The sequence below is a fragment of the Kluyvera sp. NPDC087067 genome (assembly GCF_044745165.1).
Lineage (GTDB): Bacteria > Pseudomonadota > Gammaproteobacteria > Enterobacterales > Enterobacteriaceae > Kluyvera.
This window is the reverse complement of the sequence record NZ_JBIUZS010000010.1, coordinates 33,849-48,704: the sequence shown is the minus strand read 5'-3', so window position 1 is coordinate 48,704 and position 14,856 is coordinate 33,849. Positions and strand designations below refer to the sequence as shown.

Genomic DNA, 14,856 nt, shown 5'->3' with positions numbered 1-14,856 from the left:
ATTGCCATATAGAATGCGCGGGCGCCGGGAGCGCGCAAGGGGCGGCCAATCGCCGCCGCCCCCTGCACCCCCAGGCTCTGGCGGCAAAATCGCCGCTGCGCGGTTCCCTCAGCTTATCCCTTCCGGCTCGGGTCGGGCGCGAGTTTACATCCCTGTAAACCGCACCCTCAGCCCACATCCATGTGGGCTGCCCCGGCCTACAGGGAACGCTTCGGCGATTTAGACGCCACCCAAGTCCGTGCGGTCTTTAATGTTAAAAGCTAAAACCAATCATTCTCAAACTGCTCCGTCTTGCCCTTAATTTAACAACCACCCCCAATCATTCTGAAACCGATGAGTCCCCGCTGAAATCGGCGAGTCGGAGAACGGAAGACAAGGTCAGTCCGCCCGGATGGCGGACTGAGGCGAACCGAGACAGGACAAAATTGCCGGGAGCAATTTTGAACAACGCTTGCGTTGGCCCGAAGGGCGAGTCCCAGGGATGGGACGAGTAATCTCGAGTTTCGCCGTGCCGCAGGCTGGAGTTCGGAGGCGAGCGCAGTGCGAAGCACCGATTTCCCTGCGGGGCCGCGGGGATTGTTAAGGGGGGCGCGGCCGCCCCCCTTAACCCGTTCACAGGAGATAGTGCGACATGTTCTGCCCAACGTAAGGTGGACGGAACCCTACCCCGCCCCAACAAACAGCCCTCCCTCCTGCCGTTTTTTCAAACTTTCCGCTCAAAAAACACCCACCAATAAAGTTGAGTATTTTCCGCAACTTACAAAACCACTTAAAAATCATCACCCTACTCATTAAGGGGTAGGCAAAGGCTAAATTGATTTGAATCAATAATCCCCATAGCTGAATCGTTAAGGTAGGCAGTATTAGAATAGAAATCGAGGCAAAAATGAGCAAAGTCAGACTCGCAATTATCGGTAATGGCATGGTCGGCCACCGTTTCATCGAGGACATTCTCGATAAAACCGACGCAAGCCAGCTTGATATTACCGTCTTCTGTGAAGAACCCCGCATCGCCTACGACCGTGTCCACCTTTCATCTTACTTCTCTCACCACACGGCAGAAGAACTGTCACTGGTTCGTGAAGGCTTCTATGAGAAGCACGGTGTAAAAGTGCTGGTCGGCGAACGCGCGATCACCATCAACCGTCAAGAGAAGGTGATCCACTCCAGCGCGGGTCGTACCGTCTTTTATGACAAACTGATCATGGCGACCGGCTCTTATCCGTGGGTTCCGCCGATTAAAGGGTCTGAAACTCAGGATTGCTTCGTTTACCGTACCATTGAAGATCTAAACGCCATTGAGGCCTGCGCGCGCCGAAGCAAACGCGGTGCGGTCGTCGGCGGTGGTCTGCTCGGCCTTGAAGCCGCAGGCGCGCTGAAAAACCTCGGTGTCGAAACGCACGTTATCGAATTTGCCCCCATGCTGATGGCAGAACAGCTCGATCAGATGGGCGGTGAGCAACTTAAGCGCAAAATCGAAAGCATGGGTGTGAAAGTTCACACCAATAAAAACACCAAAGAGATCGTTCAGGAAGGCGAAAACGCGCGTAAAACCATGCGCTTTGCCGACGGCAGCCAGCTGGAAGTCGACTTTATCGTCTTCTCTACCGGTATTCGCCCACGCGATAAACTGGCAACGCAATGTGGTCTGGAAGTCGGCCAGCGCGGCGGCATCATGATTAACGACAATTGCCAGACCTCTGACCCGGATATCTACGCTATCGGCGAATGCGCAAGCTGGAAAAACCGCGTCTACGGCCTGGTTGCGCCAGGCTACAAAATGGCGCAGGTCGCCGTTGACCATATCCTCGGCAACGAAAACAGCTTCCAGGGTGCGGATATGAGCGCCAAGTTGAAACTGTTGGGCGTTGACGTTGGTGGTATTGGCGATGCACACGGCCGTACGCCGGGCGCGCGCAGCTACGTGTACCTCGACGAAAACAAAGAAGTCTACAAACGTCTTATCGTCAGCCCGGACAACAAAACATTACTTGGCGCGGTACTGGTGGGTGACACCAGCGACTTCGGCAACCTACTTCAGCTAGCGTTGAATGCCATTGAACTGCCGGAAAACCCAGATGCGCTGATTCTGCCCGCCCATGCGAGCGGCGGTAAGCCCTCTATCGGCGTTGATAAACTGCCGGACAGCGCGCAAATTTGCTCATGCTTCGATGTCACCAAAGGCGCGCTGATTGCCGCCATCAACAAAGGTTGCCACACCGTCGCCGCGCTCAAAGCAGAAACCAAAGCCGGTACCGGCTGCGGCGGTTGTATCCCGCTGGTGACCCAAGTGCTTAACGCCGAATTGGCGAAGCAGGGCATCGAAGTGAACAACAATCTGTGTGAACACTTCGCGTTTACCCGCCAGGAGCTTTATCACCTTATCCGCGTGGAAGGCATCAAAACCTTCGACGAACTGCTGGCAAAATACGGTAAAGGCTACGGTTGTGAAGTGTGTAAACCGACCGTCGGTTCTCTGCTGGCCTCTTGCTGGAATGAATATATCCTCAAGCCACAGCACGCGCCGTTGCAGGATAGTAACGACAACTTCCTGGCAAACATCCAGAAAGACGGTACCTACTCGGTTATCCCACGTTCTGCGGGCGGCGAAATTACCCCGGAAGGGCTGGTTGCCGTTGGCCGTATCGCCAGCGAATTTAACCTGTACACCAAAATCACCGGTTCTCAGCGTATTGGTCTGTTCGGTGCGCAAAAAGATGATCTCCCAGAAATCTGGCGTCAGCTGATTGAAGCGGGCTTCGAAACCGGTCATGCCTATGCGAAAGCGCTGCGTATGGCCAAAACCTGCGTAGGCAGCACGTGGTGCCGTTACGGCGTCGGCGACAGCGTAGGCTTCGGGGTTGAGCTGGAAAACCGCTACAAAGGCATTCGTACGCCGCATAAGATGAAGTTTGGCGTCTCTGGCTGTACCCGTGAATGTGCGGAAGCTCAGGGTAAAGACGTGGGCATTATCGCCACCGAGAAAGGCTGGAACCTGTACGTCTGCGGTAACGGCGGCATGAAACCGCGCCACGCGGACCTGCTGGCGGCTGACCTCGACCGCGATACGCTTATCAAGTATCTCGACCGTTTCATGATGTTCTACATCCGTACCGCCGATAAGCTGACGCGTACCGCGCCATGGCTGGACAATCTGGAAGGCGGTATCGAGTACCTGCGTTCGGTGATCATCGACGACAAGCTGGGCCTGAATCAGCATCTGGAAGAAGAGATCGCCCGCCTGCGTGACGCCTTTGCCTGTGAGTGGACGGAAACCGTGAACTCTCCGGCCGCACAGGTTCGTTTCAAACACTTTATCAACAGCGAACAGCGTGACCCGAACGTCCAGGTGGTCGCCGAGCGTGAACAGCACCGTCCGGCCACGCCGTATGAACGCATTCCGGTTACTCTGGTGGAGGAAAACGCATGAGCCAGTGGATAAATATCTGCAAAATTGACGCGATTCTGCCCGCAACTGGCGTTTGTGCGCTGCTGGGCGATAAACAGATTGCCGTGTTCCGCCCCTACGCCGACGACCAGGTATTCGCCATCAGCAACATCGACCCGTTCTTTGAGTCGAGCGTGCTGTCTCGCGGCCTGATTGCCGAACACCAGGGCGAGCTGTGGGTCGCCAGTCCGTTGAAAAAACAGCGTTTCCGTTTAAGTGACGGTCTGTGCATGGAGGACGAAAGTCACTCCGTCGCTCATTATGATGTTCGCGTTAAAGACGGTCAGGTACAGTTAAGGGCCTGATCGTTTTGGACATAAGTAATAACGAAAACTTATGACCCTAAGGGGATAACAGCGGGAAAAATCGTATATTCCATACGATAACTGCTGTTATCCTTACCCGCATTATTATCCCCCCGAATTTCTCTATTCCGTGAGGTTGCCCCTTGGATTACTTACCCATTTTTTGCCAACTGCGCGATCGTGACTGTTTGCTGGTCGGCGGTGGTGATGTCGCTGAGCGTAAAGCGCGTCTGCTGCTTGATGCTGGGGCACGTCTGACGGTAAACGCACGGGAATACGTTCCGCAGTTTCACGTTTGGGCAGAGGCGGGAATGCTGACGCTTGTAGCCGGTGATTTTCAGCCTGCGCTGCTCGACTCTTGCTGGCTGGCAATTGCCGCCACCGACGATGATGCGGTCAATCAGTTAGTGAGCGACGAAGCCGAATCCCGCCGTATCTTCTGTAATGTGGTTGATGCGCCGAAAGCCGCCAGCTTCATTATGCCGTCGATAATCGACCGTTCACCGCTGATGGTCGCCGTCTCATCCGGCGGCACCTCGCCGGTGCTGGCGCGTTTGCTACGCGAGAAGCTGGAGTCAATTCTGCCGCAGCACCTGGGCAAGGTTGCGCTCTATGCCGGACAATTACGCTCGCGAGTGAAAAAGCAGTTCGCCAGTATGGGTGAACGCCGCCGCTTCTGGGAAAAACTGTTTATTAACGACCGGCTGGCGCAGTCACTGGCAAACGAGGATCAGCAGGCCGTCACCGAGATCACCGAGCAGTTACTGAATGCGCCGCTGGATCATCGCGGTGAAGTCGTGCTGGTGGGCGCCGGCCCCGGCGATGCTGGGCTGCTGACGTTAAAAGGCTTACAGCAAATTCAACAAGCGGACGTGGTGGTCTACGATCGTCTGGTGTCCGACGACATTATGAATCTGGTTCGCCGCGATGCCGACCGCATCTTCGTGGGTAAACGCGCGGGCTATCACTGTGTGCCGCAGGATGAGATTAACCAGATCCTGCTCAATGAAGCGCAAAAAGGGAAACGCGTCGTGCGCCTGAAAGGGGGCGATCCGTTCATCTTTGGACGCGGCGGCGAGGAGCTGGAAACGCTGTGCGAAGCCGGTATTCCTTTCTCAGTCGTTCCCGGCATTACCGCGGCATCTGGCTGTTCAGCCTACTCCGGTATCCCCCTGACCCACCGTGATTATGCGCAAAGCGTGCGCCTTATCACCGGACACCTGAAAACCGGTGGCGAACTGGATTGGGAAAATCTGGCGGCAGAAAAACAGACGCTGGTGTTTTATATGGGGCTCAATCAGGCGGCCACTATCCAGCAGAAGCTGATTGAGTACGGAATGCAGGCCGATATGCCGGTGGCTATCGTAGAAAACGGTACGGCAATTACTCAACGCGTTGTTGATGGCGAACTTTCACAGTTAGGCGAATTGGCAAAGCAGATGGCAAGCCCGGCACTGATTATCGTTGGTCGCGTAGTTGGCCTGCGTAATAAGCTCAACTGGTTCTCCCATCATTAATCTGAATTCAGACTTTTTTCCGTGCTATACCTTTGCGTATAGCACGCTTCCCTCTTGTTTTAACTTATCTATTTCTCATTATTAGTTCTTCTAAATTTATCCTTTAATTAATCAAACGTCTGACTTGATTGACACAATGTTTGATTTTGCGCTTATATATCATCAGCTTAATTCATTCGTGTTTTTAAAGCATACGGAATTATGCATAAATAAATTTATTTAATTTAAAGGGATTATCAATGAAAAACATGCTCAAAGCTGCGGCTGTAGTGCTGGCGCTGTCTACTCTGACCGCTTGTACTGGTACTATTCAGAATAAAAACAAAACCTGTTCTTATGATTATCTGCTGCACCCAGCTATTTCTATTTCTAAAATTATTGGCGGCTGTGGCGACGTAGCTTCCACTAACTAATCGAACCTGTATTTATTTCGATAATAAAAAACCGGGAATATCCCGGTTTTTTTATGCGTAAAATCGATTACGGTTTAGCGACAAAGCCAATGGCTTCATACACCGCTTTTAGCGTTTTCGATGCATGTGCGCTCGCTTTCTCCGCGCCGTCTTTCATAATCTTTTGCAGGAATGCTTCATCGTTACGATAGCGGTTATAACGCTCTTGTAGCTCGGTCAGCATACCCGACACCGCCTCTGCGACTTCCCCTTTGAGGTGGCCGTACATCTTGCCTTCAAAGTGCTTTTCCAGCTCTGGAATGCTCTGCCCTGTGACGCCAGAAAGGATATCCAGCAGGTTAGAAACACCCGCTTTCTCTTTCAGGTCGTAACGGACTACAGGTGGCTCTTCGGAATCGGTAACCGCACGTTTGATCTTCTTCACGACCGATTTAGGATCTTCCAGCAGGCCAATCACGTTATTGCGGTTATCGTCCGACTTGGACATCTTCTTCGTCGGCTCCAGCAGGGACATTACGCGTGCGCCAGACTTCGGAATAAACGGCTCAGGAACCTTGAATACATCACCGTAAATCGCATTGAAGCGCTGAGCGATATCGCGGCTCAGTTCCAGGTGCTGTTTCTGGTCTTCACCTACCGGAACCTGATTGGTCTGATACAGCAGAATATCTGCCGCCATCAGCACCGGATAATCGAACAGGCCGGCGTTGATGTTTTCTGCGTAGCGAGCGGACTTATCTTTGAACTGGGTCATGCGGCTCAGTTCACCGAAATAGGTGTAACAGTTCAGCGCCCAGCCAAGCTGCGCGTGCTCAGGTACGTGGGATTGCACGAAGATGGTGCTTTTCTCAGGATCAATACCGCAAGCAAGATACAGGGCCAGCGTATCCAGCGTTGCTTTACGCAGCGCCTGCGGATCCTGACGCACGGTGATCGCGTGCTGGTCAACGATGCAGTAGATACAGTGGTAATCATCCTGCATGTTAACCCACTGACGCAATGCACCCATGTAGTTACCGATGGTCAGTTCACCTGAGGGCTGCGCGCCGCTAAAAACGATGGGCTTAGTCATTGTTCAATTCCTGATGTTCACTATTCGCAAGCCCAAGAGCGGGCAAAAGTTGATTAAAGTGGTCGAAGATAACGTCCGGCTCGCTGTTTGCAATCGCTTCGCCGTAGTTATAGCCGTAGGTCAGACCGACGGAGGTGCAGCCCGCCGCTTTGGCTGCCTGAATATCGTTACGAGAATCGCCCACAAACAGCAGCGCTTCTGGCGTCAACGCCAGTTTCTCAGCCACTTTCAACAGTGGCTCAGGATGCGGTTTTTTGTTCTGCACATCATCACCACCGATGACGACGGAGAAATAGCGCGCAATCCCCAGCGACTCAAGAATGGGGGCCACAAACGGCGTCGGTTTGTTGGTCACCAGCGCCAGCGGTAATCCGCTGTCATGCAGCGCAGCAAGCGTCTCCTGCACGTGCGGGAACAGGAAGCTGCCCTCTTCAGCGAAGTCGGCGTAATAACGGTCAAAAAGACGACGCAGCATACGGAGCTGCTCATCTTGCGGAATATCGTGGCTATCGACGGACGGTTTGCCCTGAGAAGCACGCAGGGTGGCGCGCTCCTGGCGAGCCCAGTTCAGCGCTCGCTCCATCAATATGTCGGCACCGTTGCCAATCCAGGTAATCACCCGTTCTTCACCGGCAACCGGCAGCTCAAGCGCGTACAGCGCGTTATCAACCGCCGCCGCAAGCCCTGGCGCGCTGTCTACCAGCGTGCCATCAAGGTCAAACGCGACGCCGCGAATGGTCTGTAATTTATCCATGACTTACCTTTGCCAGTTCACTGCGCATTTCATCAATGACTTTTTTGTAGTCTGGTTGGTCAAAAATCGCGGAACCGGCGACAAACATGTCCGCCCCTGCCGCCGCGATTTCGCGAATATTGTTCACTTTCACACCGCCATCCACTTCCAGACGAATGTCATAGCCGGATTCATCAATACGGCGACGAACTTCGCGCAGTTTTTCCAGGGTGTGAGGGATAAAGGATTGTCCGCCAAAGCCAGGGTTAACCGACATCAGCAGGATCACATCGAGCTTATCCATTACATAATCGAGATAGCTAAGCGAAGTGGCTGGGTTAAATACCAGGCCTGCTTTGCAGCCATTTTCTTTAATTAGCTGTAAGGTACGGTCGACATGCTCGGAGGCTTCAGGGTGGAAGGTGATGATGCTCGCACCTGCGGCGGCAAAATCCGGGACCAGGCGATCGACCGGCTTCACCATCAGATGCACGTCAATAGGTGCGGTGATGCCATAATTACGCAGCGATTTTAGCACCATCGGGCCGATGGTCAGGTTCGGCACGTAATGGTTATCCATAACATCGAAATGAACCACATCTGCCCCAGCGGCCAGCGCACGGGCAGTGTCTTCCCCCAGACGGGCAAAATCAGCCGACAAAATTGAAGGGGCAATAAGGTACTGTTTCATCCGCATCTCCTCAAAGCCTATCCCATTAGGCTAGTAACGTTATTTTTTTCCTGGTGGCCGATACAGCGCCAGCAGCTCTTCCACCTTTTTACGCGTGCCGCCGTTACGGCTAATGCTGCGTCGAACTTGTACGGTATACGTTTCTGCCGCGTTTTTATACCAATCTAACGTCATCGGGGTACGATGATTGGAAATGAGCACCGGAATACGTTGAGACACCAGATCTTCTGCCTTTTGCGCCAGAAAAGCCTGCTGTTCAAGACTGAAGCTGTTGGTGTGGTAAGCGGTAAAATTCGCCGTCGCCGTCAAAGGTGCGTAAGGCGGATCGCAATAGACGACGGAACGCTCATCGGCGCGCGCCATACAGGCTTCATACGATTCACAGTAAAACTCTGCATGCTGAGCTTTCACGGCAAAGTGGCGGAGCTCGGCTTCCGGGAAGTAAGGTTTTTTATAACGTCCAAACGGGACGTTAAATTCGCCGCGCAGGTTATAGCGACACAGGCCGTTGTAGCCGTGGCGGTTCAGGTATAAAAACAGTACGGCGCGTCGGAACAGATCGCTACTGCGGTTAAACTCTTCACGCAGCAGGTAATAGCTTTCGGCATTGTTTGTTTCAGGCACAAACATCACCCGCGCCTGCTCGATGTACTCATCGGCGCGCGTTTTAACTATTTTATAGAGTTCAATGAGGTCGCTGTTGATATCAGCCAGGATATAACGCGAAAAATCGGTATTCAGGAATACCGATCCAGCACCAACGAAAGGTTCAACCAGACAATCGCCGACGGGCAGATGATGTCTTATATCGTCGAGTAGAGGGTACTTTCCCCCCGCCCATTTAAGAAAAGCGCGATTTTTTTTCATGCGGCCTGACTAATTACACTGTCTCCGGCTGTGGAAAAAGCTCCGACAGCATACTGCGCTTCTACATCCACTTCGCGCGGCCACAAGGCTGCGCGAAGGGACGGTTTCTGTCAAGAAACGGCGATTATTTCAGGTCGGTCTGAACCTGACGCAGCGGTTTCGCCCACGGGTTCTTCGCCTGTACGTCAGCTGGCAGAGTGGTTACGGCACGTTTCGCTTCATCTTTAGAGGCGTAAATACCGCTGACCAGGACATACCATGGCTGACCGTTACGGGACGTCTCATACACCACGTAGTTTTTCAGATTCTCTTTCTTCGCCCAACCGTTCAGGTTGTCGTAGTTGGAAGAGGAGCTGAGCTGCAGGGTGTAGTGGGAACCCGATGCGGATTTCAGTGAATTGACATCGCCCGCAGACTTACCGGTCGCGGCAGCAGCAGGAGCTGGCGTCGCTGTAGCGGTCGCAGCGGGTGCCGTCGTCGCAGCCGTGGCGGCAGGTGCAGCCGTCGTTGCAGCCGGTTTAGTCGCTTGCGCTGCTGGCGCTTTAGCCGGAGCCGCCGCAGTTTCAGTTTGCTTAGGCGCCGTGGTTACCGGTTTGCTCTGCGCAACAGGCTTGCTCTGAGCGGCTGGGGTTTTCACCGTCGCCGTTGGCTGTGGTTTTGATTCAATCACCGCATGCTTGCGTTCAGGACGCGGCGTGGCGGCTGTCTGACGTGGGGTTTCCTGTGCCGTAGCAGCCGGACGCGCGCCGTTACGAATTGGCGCAACGGTAGCAGGTTCGGTCGGCAGCGTAGAATTCACCACGGCGTTGTCGATCTGGCCCTGCTGCTGAGTCAGCGCATTGTTCAGGTCGCCCTGCACTTCAACGCGCTGCTGGCCGTCGGGTGCTGCGGTTTCCTGGCCCTGAGTCGGCGTGGAGGAAATTGGCGGTAAAGAAACATCCTGCTGCGGGTTAGTTCCCGGCGCAGGTGCTGCGGCATTAGCCTGATCGGCAGCATCACCAGAAAGAGAGATGCTCTTTTCGGCTGATGCACTTTGATCGTTTGACGACGACGGCGCTTTTAATGCTGAGCCAATGCCGACAATCAGCACCAGCAATACCACGATCCCCAGCCCCATCATGATGTACTGACGAGAAGCTGGTTTACGTGGTGCCGCATTTTTACGTTGACGTGGACGACGCTCTACAACTTCGTCATCAGCCTCACCGTCATCATCGGATTCATAGTATTCGTCCTCTGGCTCGTCTTCTTCACGCGCTTTTCGAGTACGGGAAGGGCGACGCTCGTCGGCATCGAGTTCCACATCATCAAAATTGATCTGCGGATCGCTGTCACGATCGGAAGCCTGACGAGAACGACCAGTACGACGATCGCTGGGATCGGGTTTCAGCTCGTCTTCTGGTTTAAATTCATCCATTTAACACCCCACTAAAAGGCTTATGCTACGACTTTTGCACATCGCCTGAAGTTAAAACACCGCGTAAATGCGGCTAGACCTTTCTTATAGTTGCGCCCGCTGAGTATCAGCAATAGCACCAAGAACCACATCGTGAGAGACGCCACCGCGCACCTCACTTTTCCCTAAGGCTTGCGGCAGTACTAACCGCATTTCGCCCGCCAGGACTTTTTTATCTCGCATCATGTGCGGCAGATACGCTTCTGCAGACATCTCTTTCGGACCCGCAACCGGCAGTCCTGCACGCTTAAGCAGGGTGATAATTCGCTGCGTATCCTGAGAGTCGAACTGTCCCAGACGTTCGGAGGTATATGCCGCCATCACCATACCCGCAGCAACCGCTTCGCCATGTAACCAATTACCGTAGCCCATTTCGGCTTCGATAGCATGACCAAACGTATGCCCAAGATTGAGTAAAGCACGTAACCCGGTTTCGCGCTCGTCCGCGGCGACAACATCGGCTTTTAGCTCACAACAACGGCGGATACAGTACGCCATTGCTTTTTCATCCAGCGCCATCAGCGCATCGATGTTGCTCTCGAGCCAGTCGAAGAACGGCGCATCAAGAATGATGCCGTATTTAATCACTTCGGCCAGGCCAGAGGAGAGCTCTCTTTTCGGCAATGTCTTGAGGCAATTAAGGTCAACCACCACGGAGGCTGGCTGCCAGAATGCGCCGATCATGTTTTTACCGAGAGGGTGGTTGACCGCTGTTTTGCCGCCAACCGAAGAATCCACCTGCGATAGCAAGGTGGTAGGAACCTGGATAAAGCGTACGCCGCGCTGATAGCTCGCTGCGGCAAAACCGGTTAAGTCGCCAATCACACCACCGCCCAAAGCGACGAGGGTTGTGTCACGACCATGCGGTTTTTGCAAAAGCGCGGTAAAGACGGAGTCCATCACCGCCAGGCTTTTATACTGTTCGCCGTCCGGCAGAATGACGCTATCAACTTTCACGCCGGTCTGCTCCAGCACGGAGCGAACCTGGTCCAGGTAGAGTGGTGCCAGCGTTTCGTTGGTGACCAGCATAACCTGATCGCCAGACTTGAGCGGTAAGAAGGAAGCTGGATCGTTAAACAAACCAGCCGCGATGGTTATCGGGTAACTACGTTCCCCGAGGGTGACAGTAAGTCTCTCCATAACGCGACGTCCACCTTAGTAACTTATATTCGCTGGCGTTCTACCATTCGGGCCAGTATTAGTTGCTTTCCAGCATATGAATAATCTGGTTGGCGACAACTTTTGCACTCTGATCGTCTGTGCGGATGGTGACGTCAGCAATCTCTTCATACAGAGGATTACGTTCATCAGCCAGCGCTTCAAGCACTTCACGAGGCGGCGTTTCAACCTGCAGCAGCGGGCGCTTTTTATCGCGCTGAGTGCGTGCTAGCTGTTTTTCGATAGTCGTTTCCAGATAAACAACGACGCCACGAGCGGAGAGACGATTGCGCGTTTCACGTGATTTTACCGAGCCACCGCCTGTCGCCAGAACGATACCCTGCTTTTCCGTTAACTCATTGATGATTTTTTCTTCACGGTCACGGAAACCTTCTTCGCCTTCGACATCGAAGACCCAGCCCACGTCAGCGCCTGTTCGTTTCTCAATCTCGTGATCAGAATCGTAAAATTCCATATTGAGCTGTTGAGCTAGCTGGCGCCCAATGGTGCTTTTGCCGGCACCCATGGGCCCAACCAGAAAGATATTGCGTTTCTCTGCCATTTTTTTGGTACTACTAAGACTATTCGTTAATGATAAATCCGCGCCGCATAACTTCGCACGCCGCAGGACATGAACTGAAACCTCTTATGCAATAGAGCGAGAGTCAGACTGAAAATTATCTCAATACTCCGGCTGGTTTGGCAACAGATTAAATCAGCAGACTGCTGGAGAAGGAGTGGAGCTCGTTGACTCTCAAATCGGTACTCCTTGTATGCTAAATATGACGCCACGTCAAACCCGGGGCGTATCTTACCCCCCAAATTCTCCCGTTTATTTACCGCTACTGTGCAGAAATAATACGTGGCGTGATAAATACCACCAGCTCACGTCGTTCATTATCCTTCCCATCGCGGCGGAAAAGATGCCCAAGCAATGGAATCTCGCCAAGAAAGGGAACGCTGTCGCTCGCATTTTTATTTTTCTGCGAAAAGATCCCCCCTAACGCCAGCGTTTCACCGCTGCGCACTTCAACCTGGGTTTCGATTTCCTGTTTATCGATGGCCAGAACTTCGCCATCTGCCTGCTGGAGAACCTGGCCGGGCATATTTTCGCTGATATGCAACTTCAACCGAATGCGGTTGCTTTGCAAAACCGTCGGCGTCACCTCCATACCCAGCACCGCCTCTTTAAATTCTACCGAGGTGGCACCGCTTTCGCCGCTGGAAACCTGATAGGGGATCTCGCTGCCCTGCTTAATGCTAGCAGGCTGTAGGTGCGACGCCAGTAGCCGAGGGCTGGCAATGATATCCACCTTCTGTTTTTGCTCCAGCGCCGACAGTTCAAGCTCCAGCAAACGACCGTTAATGCGTCCAATATTAAAACCGGCGCGCGTGGTCGCGTCGGCAACCGCCAAATTACCGCTGAGCGTGGTGAATTTTCCGGCGCCAGGCGCCGCGCTCCCCTCGCCAAGATTCCATTTCACCCCCAGCTCTCGCAGGCTAGTCTCATTGATAGTGACAATATGAGCGGCTATCTCAACCTGCCCGACCGGAAGATCCATCTCCTTAGCCCATGTGGCGAACTCGGTGAGGTGGTGGTCGTCATCACGTACAAGAAGCCGATTGGTGCGCTTATCCACGGTGAGTGACCCGCGCTTACTGAGCAATTTTTCACCCGCTTTTGCCAGTTCACCGGCATCCGCATGATGTAATACCAAACTGCGACTGTGCAGCGCTCTGCTCTGCTGGCGCCGCTCTTTTTCAGCCTGTGCCTGTGCCTGCTGTTCCTCACGCCAGCGCGGCGAATGAACGTACAGCACGCCACTCTCCTGACTCAATAGCAGACCACTGCTATTGATCACCGTTTGCAGCGCCTGCTTCCATGGGAGATTGCGCAGTTGAAGCGAGACCACACCCTGCACATCGGGAGCAATAACCAGGTTTTTCTGTTCATGGTCGGCCAGACTTTGTAGCACCTGCGCCACCGGGACGTCGTCCACCACCAGCGTGATGTTTTTCGCCAGACCCAATAGCGGCCACCCCAGCAGTATCAGCAGGCTCATCCTTTTTATCATGTTTGGTTCCTTCTCTTTTCCATTGCCAGCGCTGTGGCTCACAGCCCTGACCGGCTTCAACGCTCAGACTCTCCGGCGTCATCCCGCTCACCAGCCAATCTGAATTTATCGTTTGTCCCTGCTCTACTCGCAGCCATTTCCCCTCGCGCATTTGCACAAATCCAATCAGCCGCCCGGACGATTGCGCAATACCCCGGTAATGCCACTGCGACAGCTCCGCGGTATGGCAACGATCAGCCATCGGCGCAAAAGGGTCGCGCATTCCGCACAGCAGTGGGGTAATCAGTAGCAAAAAACGCGCGCAGTTAATGTTCATCATCAGCGACCAACTGGAGTGTTAAACGCAGCACGTTGTTTTCAGCGACCAGGGCAAAGCCCACAACCTGCATATCGCGCTCGGCTAACATCGCGAAGGTGGATGGCACCTGCTGCCAGGCAATCTCCAGTACCATTTCGCCTCCTTTGGCCGACGGCAACCAGCTGAGCAATCGGGCACCGGCTTGCTGGAAGGAGACGGGAGAAAAAGGCATCATTTTGTCCAATGACTGCATGGACTTCTCCGCTGTATCCCGTAGCGAAAGCCATTGCTGCCAGCCTGAGATCATCGCCGTATGCTGTATTTGCCTCACTTCCCGGCTTTTTTGCGCGTGGAGATACGCCTGGGATGCCGCCTGAAAACAGGCATAAATAGCGAGAATCATCGCCAGCAGCGCAGCGACAATGACGCGTGCTGTAGGTGATAACTGCCGCCAGCCGTCAGGGATTTTCATGTCCGGCATCCTCGCGCAGCCGATACTCAAACATCCAATAGCCCGCGCTATCCCGCTGGATTTTTTCTGCCTTTCCGCGGGCAAATCCTGAAACGGACTGCATGCTATCGTCCATCGTGTTAAGCGCGGCAAACTGGGCGATGGTTCCGCTTAAAGCGAGCACGCCATCACGGTAACTTAAGGCCTTTAGCCACGCTTGCGCAGGCAGCTTGTCCGCAAGCTGCGTGAGTCGCGACGACCAGGCCTGCGTTTTCTGCCTGTGCGCCTGACGCTGGCGGAGCTGGGCGTTCTGCGCCACCTGAGCGTTCAGCAACTTTACCCGCCCGGCAAGCTGCTGAGTCATTTGGTGCT

The 14,856-nt window shown here is 53.8% G+C and carries 15 protein-coding genes; 4 read left to right on the top strand and 11 right to left on the bottom strand.

Annotation, left to right across the window (positions count from 1 at the left end; translation table 11 throughout):
- Positions 1-886 precede the first annotated feature (886 nt).
- The 4 genes from nirB (at position 887) to ACIPDS_RS19955 (ending at position 5,683) form a co-directional block, all read left to right on the top strand.
- A complete protein-coding gene (gene nirB / locus ACIPDS_RS19970; RefSeq protein ID WP_400739601.1) occupies positions 887-3,430 on the top strand; it encodes a nitrite reductase large subunit NirB in 2,544 nt (847 codons plus the stop codon).
- Positions 3,427-3,753, top strand: coding sequence for a nitrite reductase small subunit NirD (nirD, locus tag ACIPDS_RS19965; protein WP_166515467.1), 327 nt, complete (start codon positions 3,427-3,429; stop codon positions 3,751-3,753). Before nirB ends, nirD begins: the two co-directional genes overlap by 4 nt.
- Before the next feature lie 143 nt (positions 3,754-3,896).
- On the top strand, positions 3,897-5,270 hold the full coding sequence (cysG, locus tag ACIPDS_RS19960; RefSeq protein ID WP_400739597.1) for a siroheme synthase CysG: 1,374 nt from the start codon (positions 3,897-3,899) through the stop codon (positions 5,268-5,270).
- 239 nt (positions 5,271-5,509) lie between these two features.
- A complete protein-coding gene (locus tag ACIPDS_RS19955) occupies positions 5,510-5,683 on the top strand; it encodes a DUF4223 family protein (RefSeq protein ID WP_166515465.1) in 174 nt (57 codons plus the stop codon).
- A gap of 67 nt (positions 5,684-5,750) precedes the next feature.
- On the opposite strand, the gene trpS is transcribed toward ACIPDS_RS19955, so the two are convergent.
- The 11 genes from trpS to ACIPDS_RS19900 all read right to left on the bottom strand — a co-directional run bounded on the left by trpS (position 5,751) and on the right by ACIPDS_RS19900 (position 14,848).
- Positions 5,751-6,755 carry a tryptophan--tRNA ligase gene (trpS, locus tag ACIPDS_RS19950; RefSeq protein WP_166515464.1) on the bottom strand — a complete coding sequence of 335 codons (1,005 nt, stop codon included), beginning with the start codon at positions 6,753-6,755 and terminating at the stop codon, positions 5,751-5,753.
- Positions 6,748-7,509: a phosphoglycolate phosphatase gene (gene gph, locus ACIPDS_RS19945; protein ID WP_400739592.1), complete on the bottom strand. Its 762-nt coding sequence runs from the start codon at positions 7,507-7,509 to the stop codon at positions 6,748-6,750. Before gph ends, trpS begins: the two co-directional genes overlap by 8 nt.
- Complete coding sequence (rpe, locus tag ACIPDS_RS19940; RefSeq protein WP_166515462.1) at positions 7,502-8,179, bottom strand: ribulose-phosphate 3-epimerase; 678 nt, start codon at positions 8,177-8,179, stop codon at positions 7,502-7,504. Before rpe ends, gph begins: the two co-directional genes overlap by 8 nt.
- Positions 8,180-8,218: 39 nt before the next feature.
- A complete protein-coding gene (gene dam, locus ACIPDS_RS19935; protein ID WP_166515461.1) occupies positions 8,219-9,046 on the bottom strand; it encodes an adenine-specific DNA-methyltransferase in 828 nt (275 codons plus the stop codon).
- A gap of 124 nt (positions 9,047-9,170) precedes the next feature.
- Positions 9,171-10,463, bottom strand: coding sequence for a cell division protein DamX (gene damX / locus ACIPDS_RS19930; protein ID WP_400739587.1), 1,293 nt, complete (start codon positions 10,461-10,463; stop codon positions 9,171-9,173).
- An 84-nt stretch (positions 10,464-10,547) separates the two neighbouring features.
- The gene (aroB, locus tag ACIPDS_RS19925; RefSeq protein ID WP_400739584.1) at positions 10,548-11,642 is read right to left on the bottom strand and encodes a 3-dehydroquinate synthase; all 1,095 of its coding nucleotides are present in this window, start codon (positions 11,640-11,642) and stop codon (positions 10,548-10,550) included.
- Between the two features lie 58 nt (positions 11,643-11,700).
- Positions 11,701-12,222, bottom strand: coding sequence for a shikimate kinase AroK (aroK, locus tag ACIPDS_RS19920; protein ID WP_062775673.1), 522 nt, complete (start codon positions 12,220-12,222; stop codon positions 11,701-11,703).
- Between the two features lie 280 nt (positions 12,223-12,502).
- Positions 12,503-13,723, bottom strand: coding sequence for a DNA uptake porin HofQ (hofQ, locus tag ACIPDS_RS19915; protein WP_400739825.1), 1,221 nt, complete (start codon positions 13,721-13,723; stop codon positions 12,503-12,505).
- Complete coding sequence (locus tag ACIPDS_RS19910) at positions 13,611-14,054, bottom strand: HofP DNA utilization family protein (RefSeq protein WP_400739580.1); 444 nt, start codon at positions 14,052-14,054, stop codon at positions 13,611-13,613. The genes hofQ and ACIPDS_RS19910 overlap by 113 nt, the downstream gene beginning before the upstream one ends.
- The gene (locus tag ACIPDS_RS19905; protein ID WP_400739577.1) at positions 14,041-14,505 is read right to left on the bottom strand and encodes a hypothetical protein; all 465 of its coding nucleotides are present in this window, start codon (positions 14,503-14,505) and stop codon (positions 14,041-14,043) included. The genes ACIPDS_RS19910 and ACIPDS_RS19905 overlap by 14 nt, the downstream gene beginning before the upstream one ends.
- A complete protein-coding gene (locus ACIPDS_RS19900) occupies positions 14,492-14,848 on the bottom strand; it encodes a PilN domain-containing protein (RefSeq protein ID WP_400739574.1) in 357 nt (118 codons plus the stop codon). Before ACIPDS_RS19900 ends, ACIPDS_RS19905 begins: the two co-directional genes overlap by 14 nt.
- Positions 14,849-14,856: the final 8 nt, after the last annotated feature.

Excerpts from the sequence above, each read along its gene's own strand:
- nirB (WP_400739601.1), top strand. The coding sequence starts at position 887 with ATGAGCAAAGTCAGACTCGCAATTATCGGTAATGGCATGGTCGGCCAC.
- gph (WP_400739592.1), bottom strand. The coding sequence starts at position 7,509 with ATGGATAAATTACAGACCATTCGCGGCGTCGCGTTTGACCTTGATGGC.
- hofQ (WP_400739825.1), bottom strand. The coding sequence starts at position 13,723 with ATGAGCCTGCTGATACTGCTGGGGTGGCCGCTATTGGGTCTGGCGAAA.
- dam (WP_166515461.1), bottom strand. The coding sequence starts at position 9,046 with ATGAAAAAAAATCGCGCTTTTCTTAAATGGGCGGGGGGAAAGTACCCT.
- rpe (WP_166515462.1), bottom strand. The coding sequence starts at position 8,179 with ATGAAACAGTACCTTATTGCCCCTTCAATTTTGTCGGCTGATTTTGCC.
- ACIPDS_RS19955 (WP_166515465.1), top strand. The coding sequence starts at position 5,510 with ATGAAAAACATGCTCAAAGCTGCGGCTGTAGTGCTGGCGCTGTCTACT.
- aroB (WP_400739584.1), bottom strand. The coding sequence starts at position 11,642 with ATGGAGAGACTTACTGTCACCCTCGGGGAACGTAGTTACCCGATAACC.
- ACIPDS_RS19905 (WP_400739577.1), bottom strand. The coding sequence starts at position 14,505 with ATGAAAATCCCTGACGGCTGGCGGCAGTTATCACCTACAGCACGCGTC.
- ACIPDS_RS19910 (WP_400739580.1), bottom strand. The coding sequence starts at position 14,054 with ATGATGAACATTAACTGCGCGCGTTTTTTGCTACTGATTACCCCACTG.
- ACIPDS_RS19900 (WP_400739574.1), bottom strand. The coding sequence starts at position 14,848 with ATGACTCAGCAGCTTGCCGGGCGGGTAAAGTTGCTGAACGCTCAGGTG.
- trpS (WP_166515464.1), bottom strand. The coding sequence starts at position 6,755 with ATGACTAAGCCCATCGTTTTTAGCGGCGCGCAGCCCTCAGGTGAACTG.
- damX (WP_400739587.1), bottom strand. The coding sequence starts at position 10,463 with ATGGATGAATTTAAACCAGAAGACGAGCTGAAACCCGATCCCAGCGAT.
- aroK (WP_062775673.1), bottom strand. The coding sequence starts at position 12,222 with ATGGCAGAGAAACGCAATATCTTTCTGGTTGGGCCCATGGGTGCCGGC.
- nirD (WP_166515467.1), top strand. The coding sequence starts at position 3,427 with ATGAGCCAGTGGATAAATATCTGCAAAATTGACGCGATTCTGCCCGCA.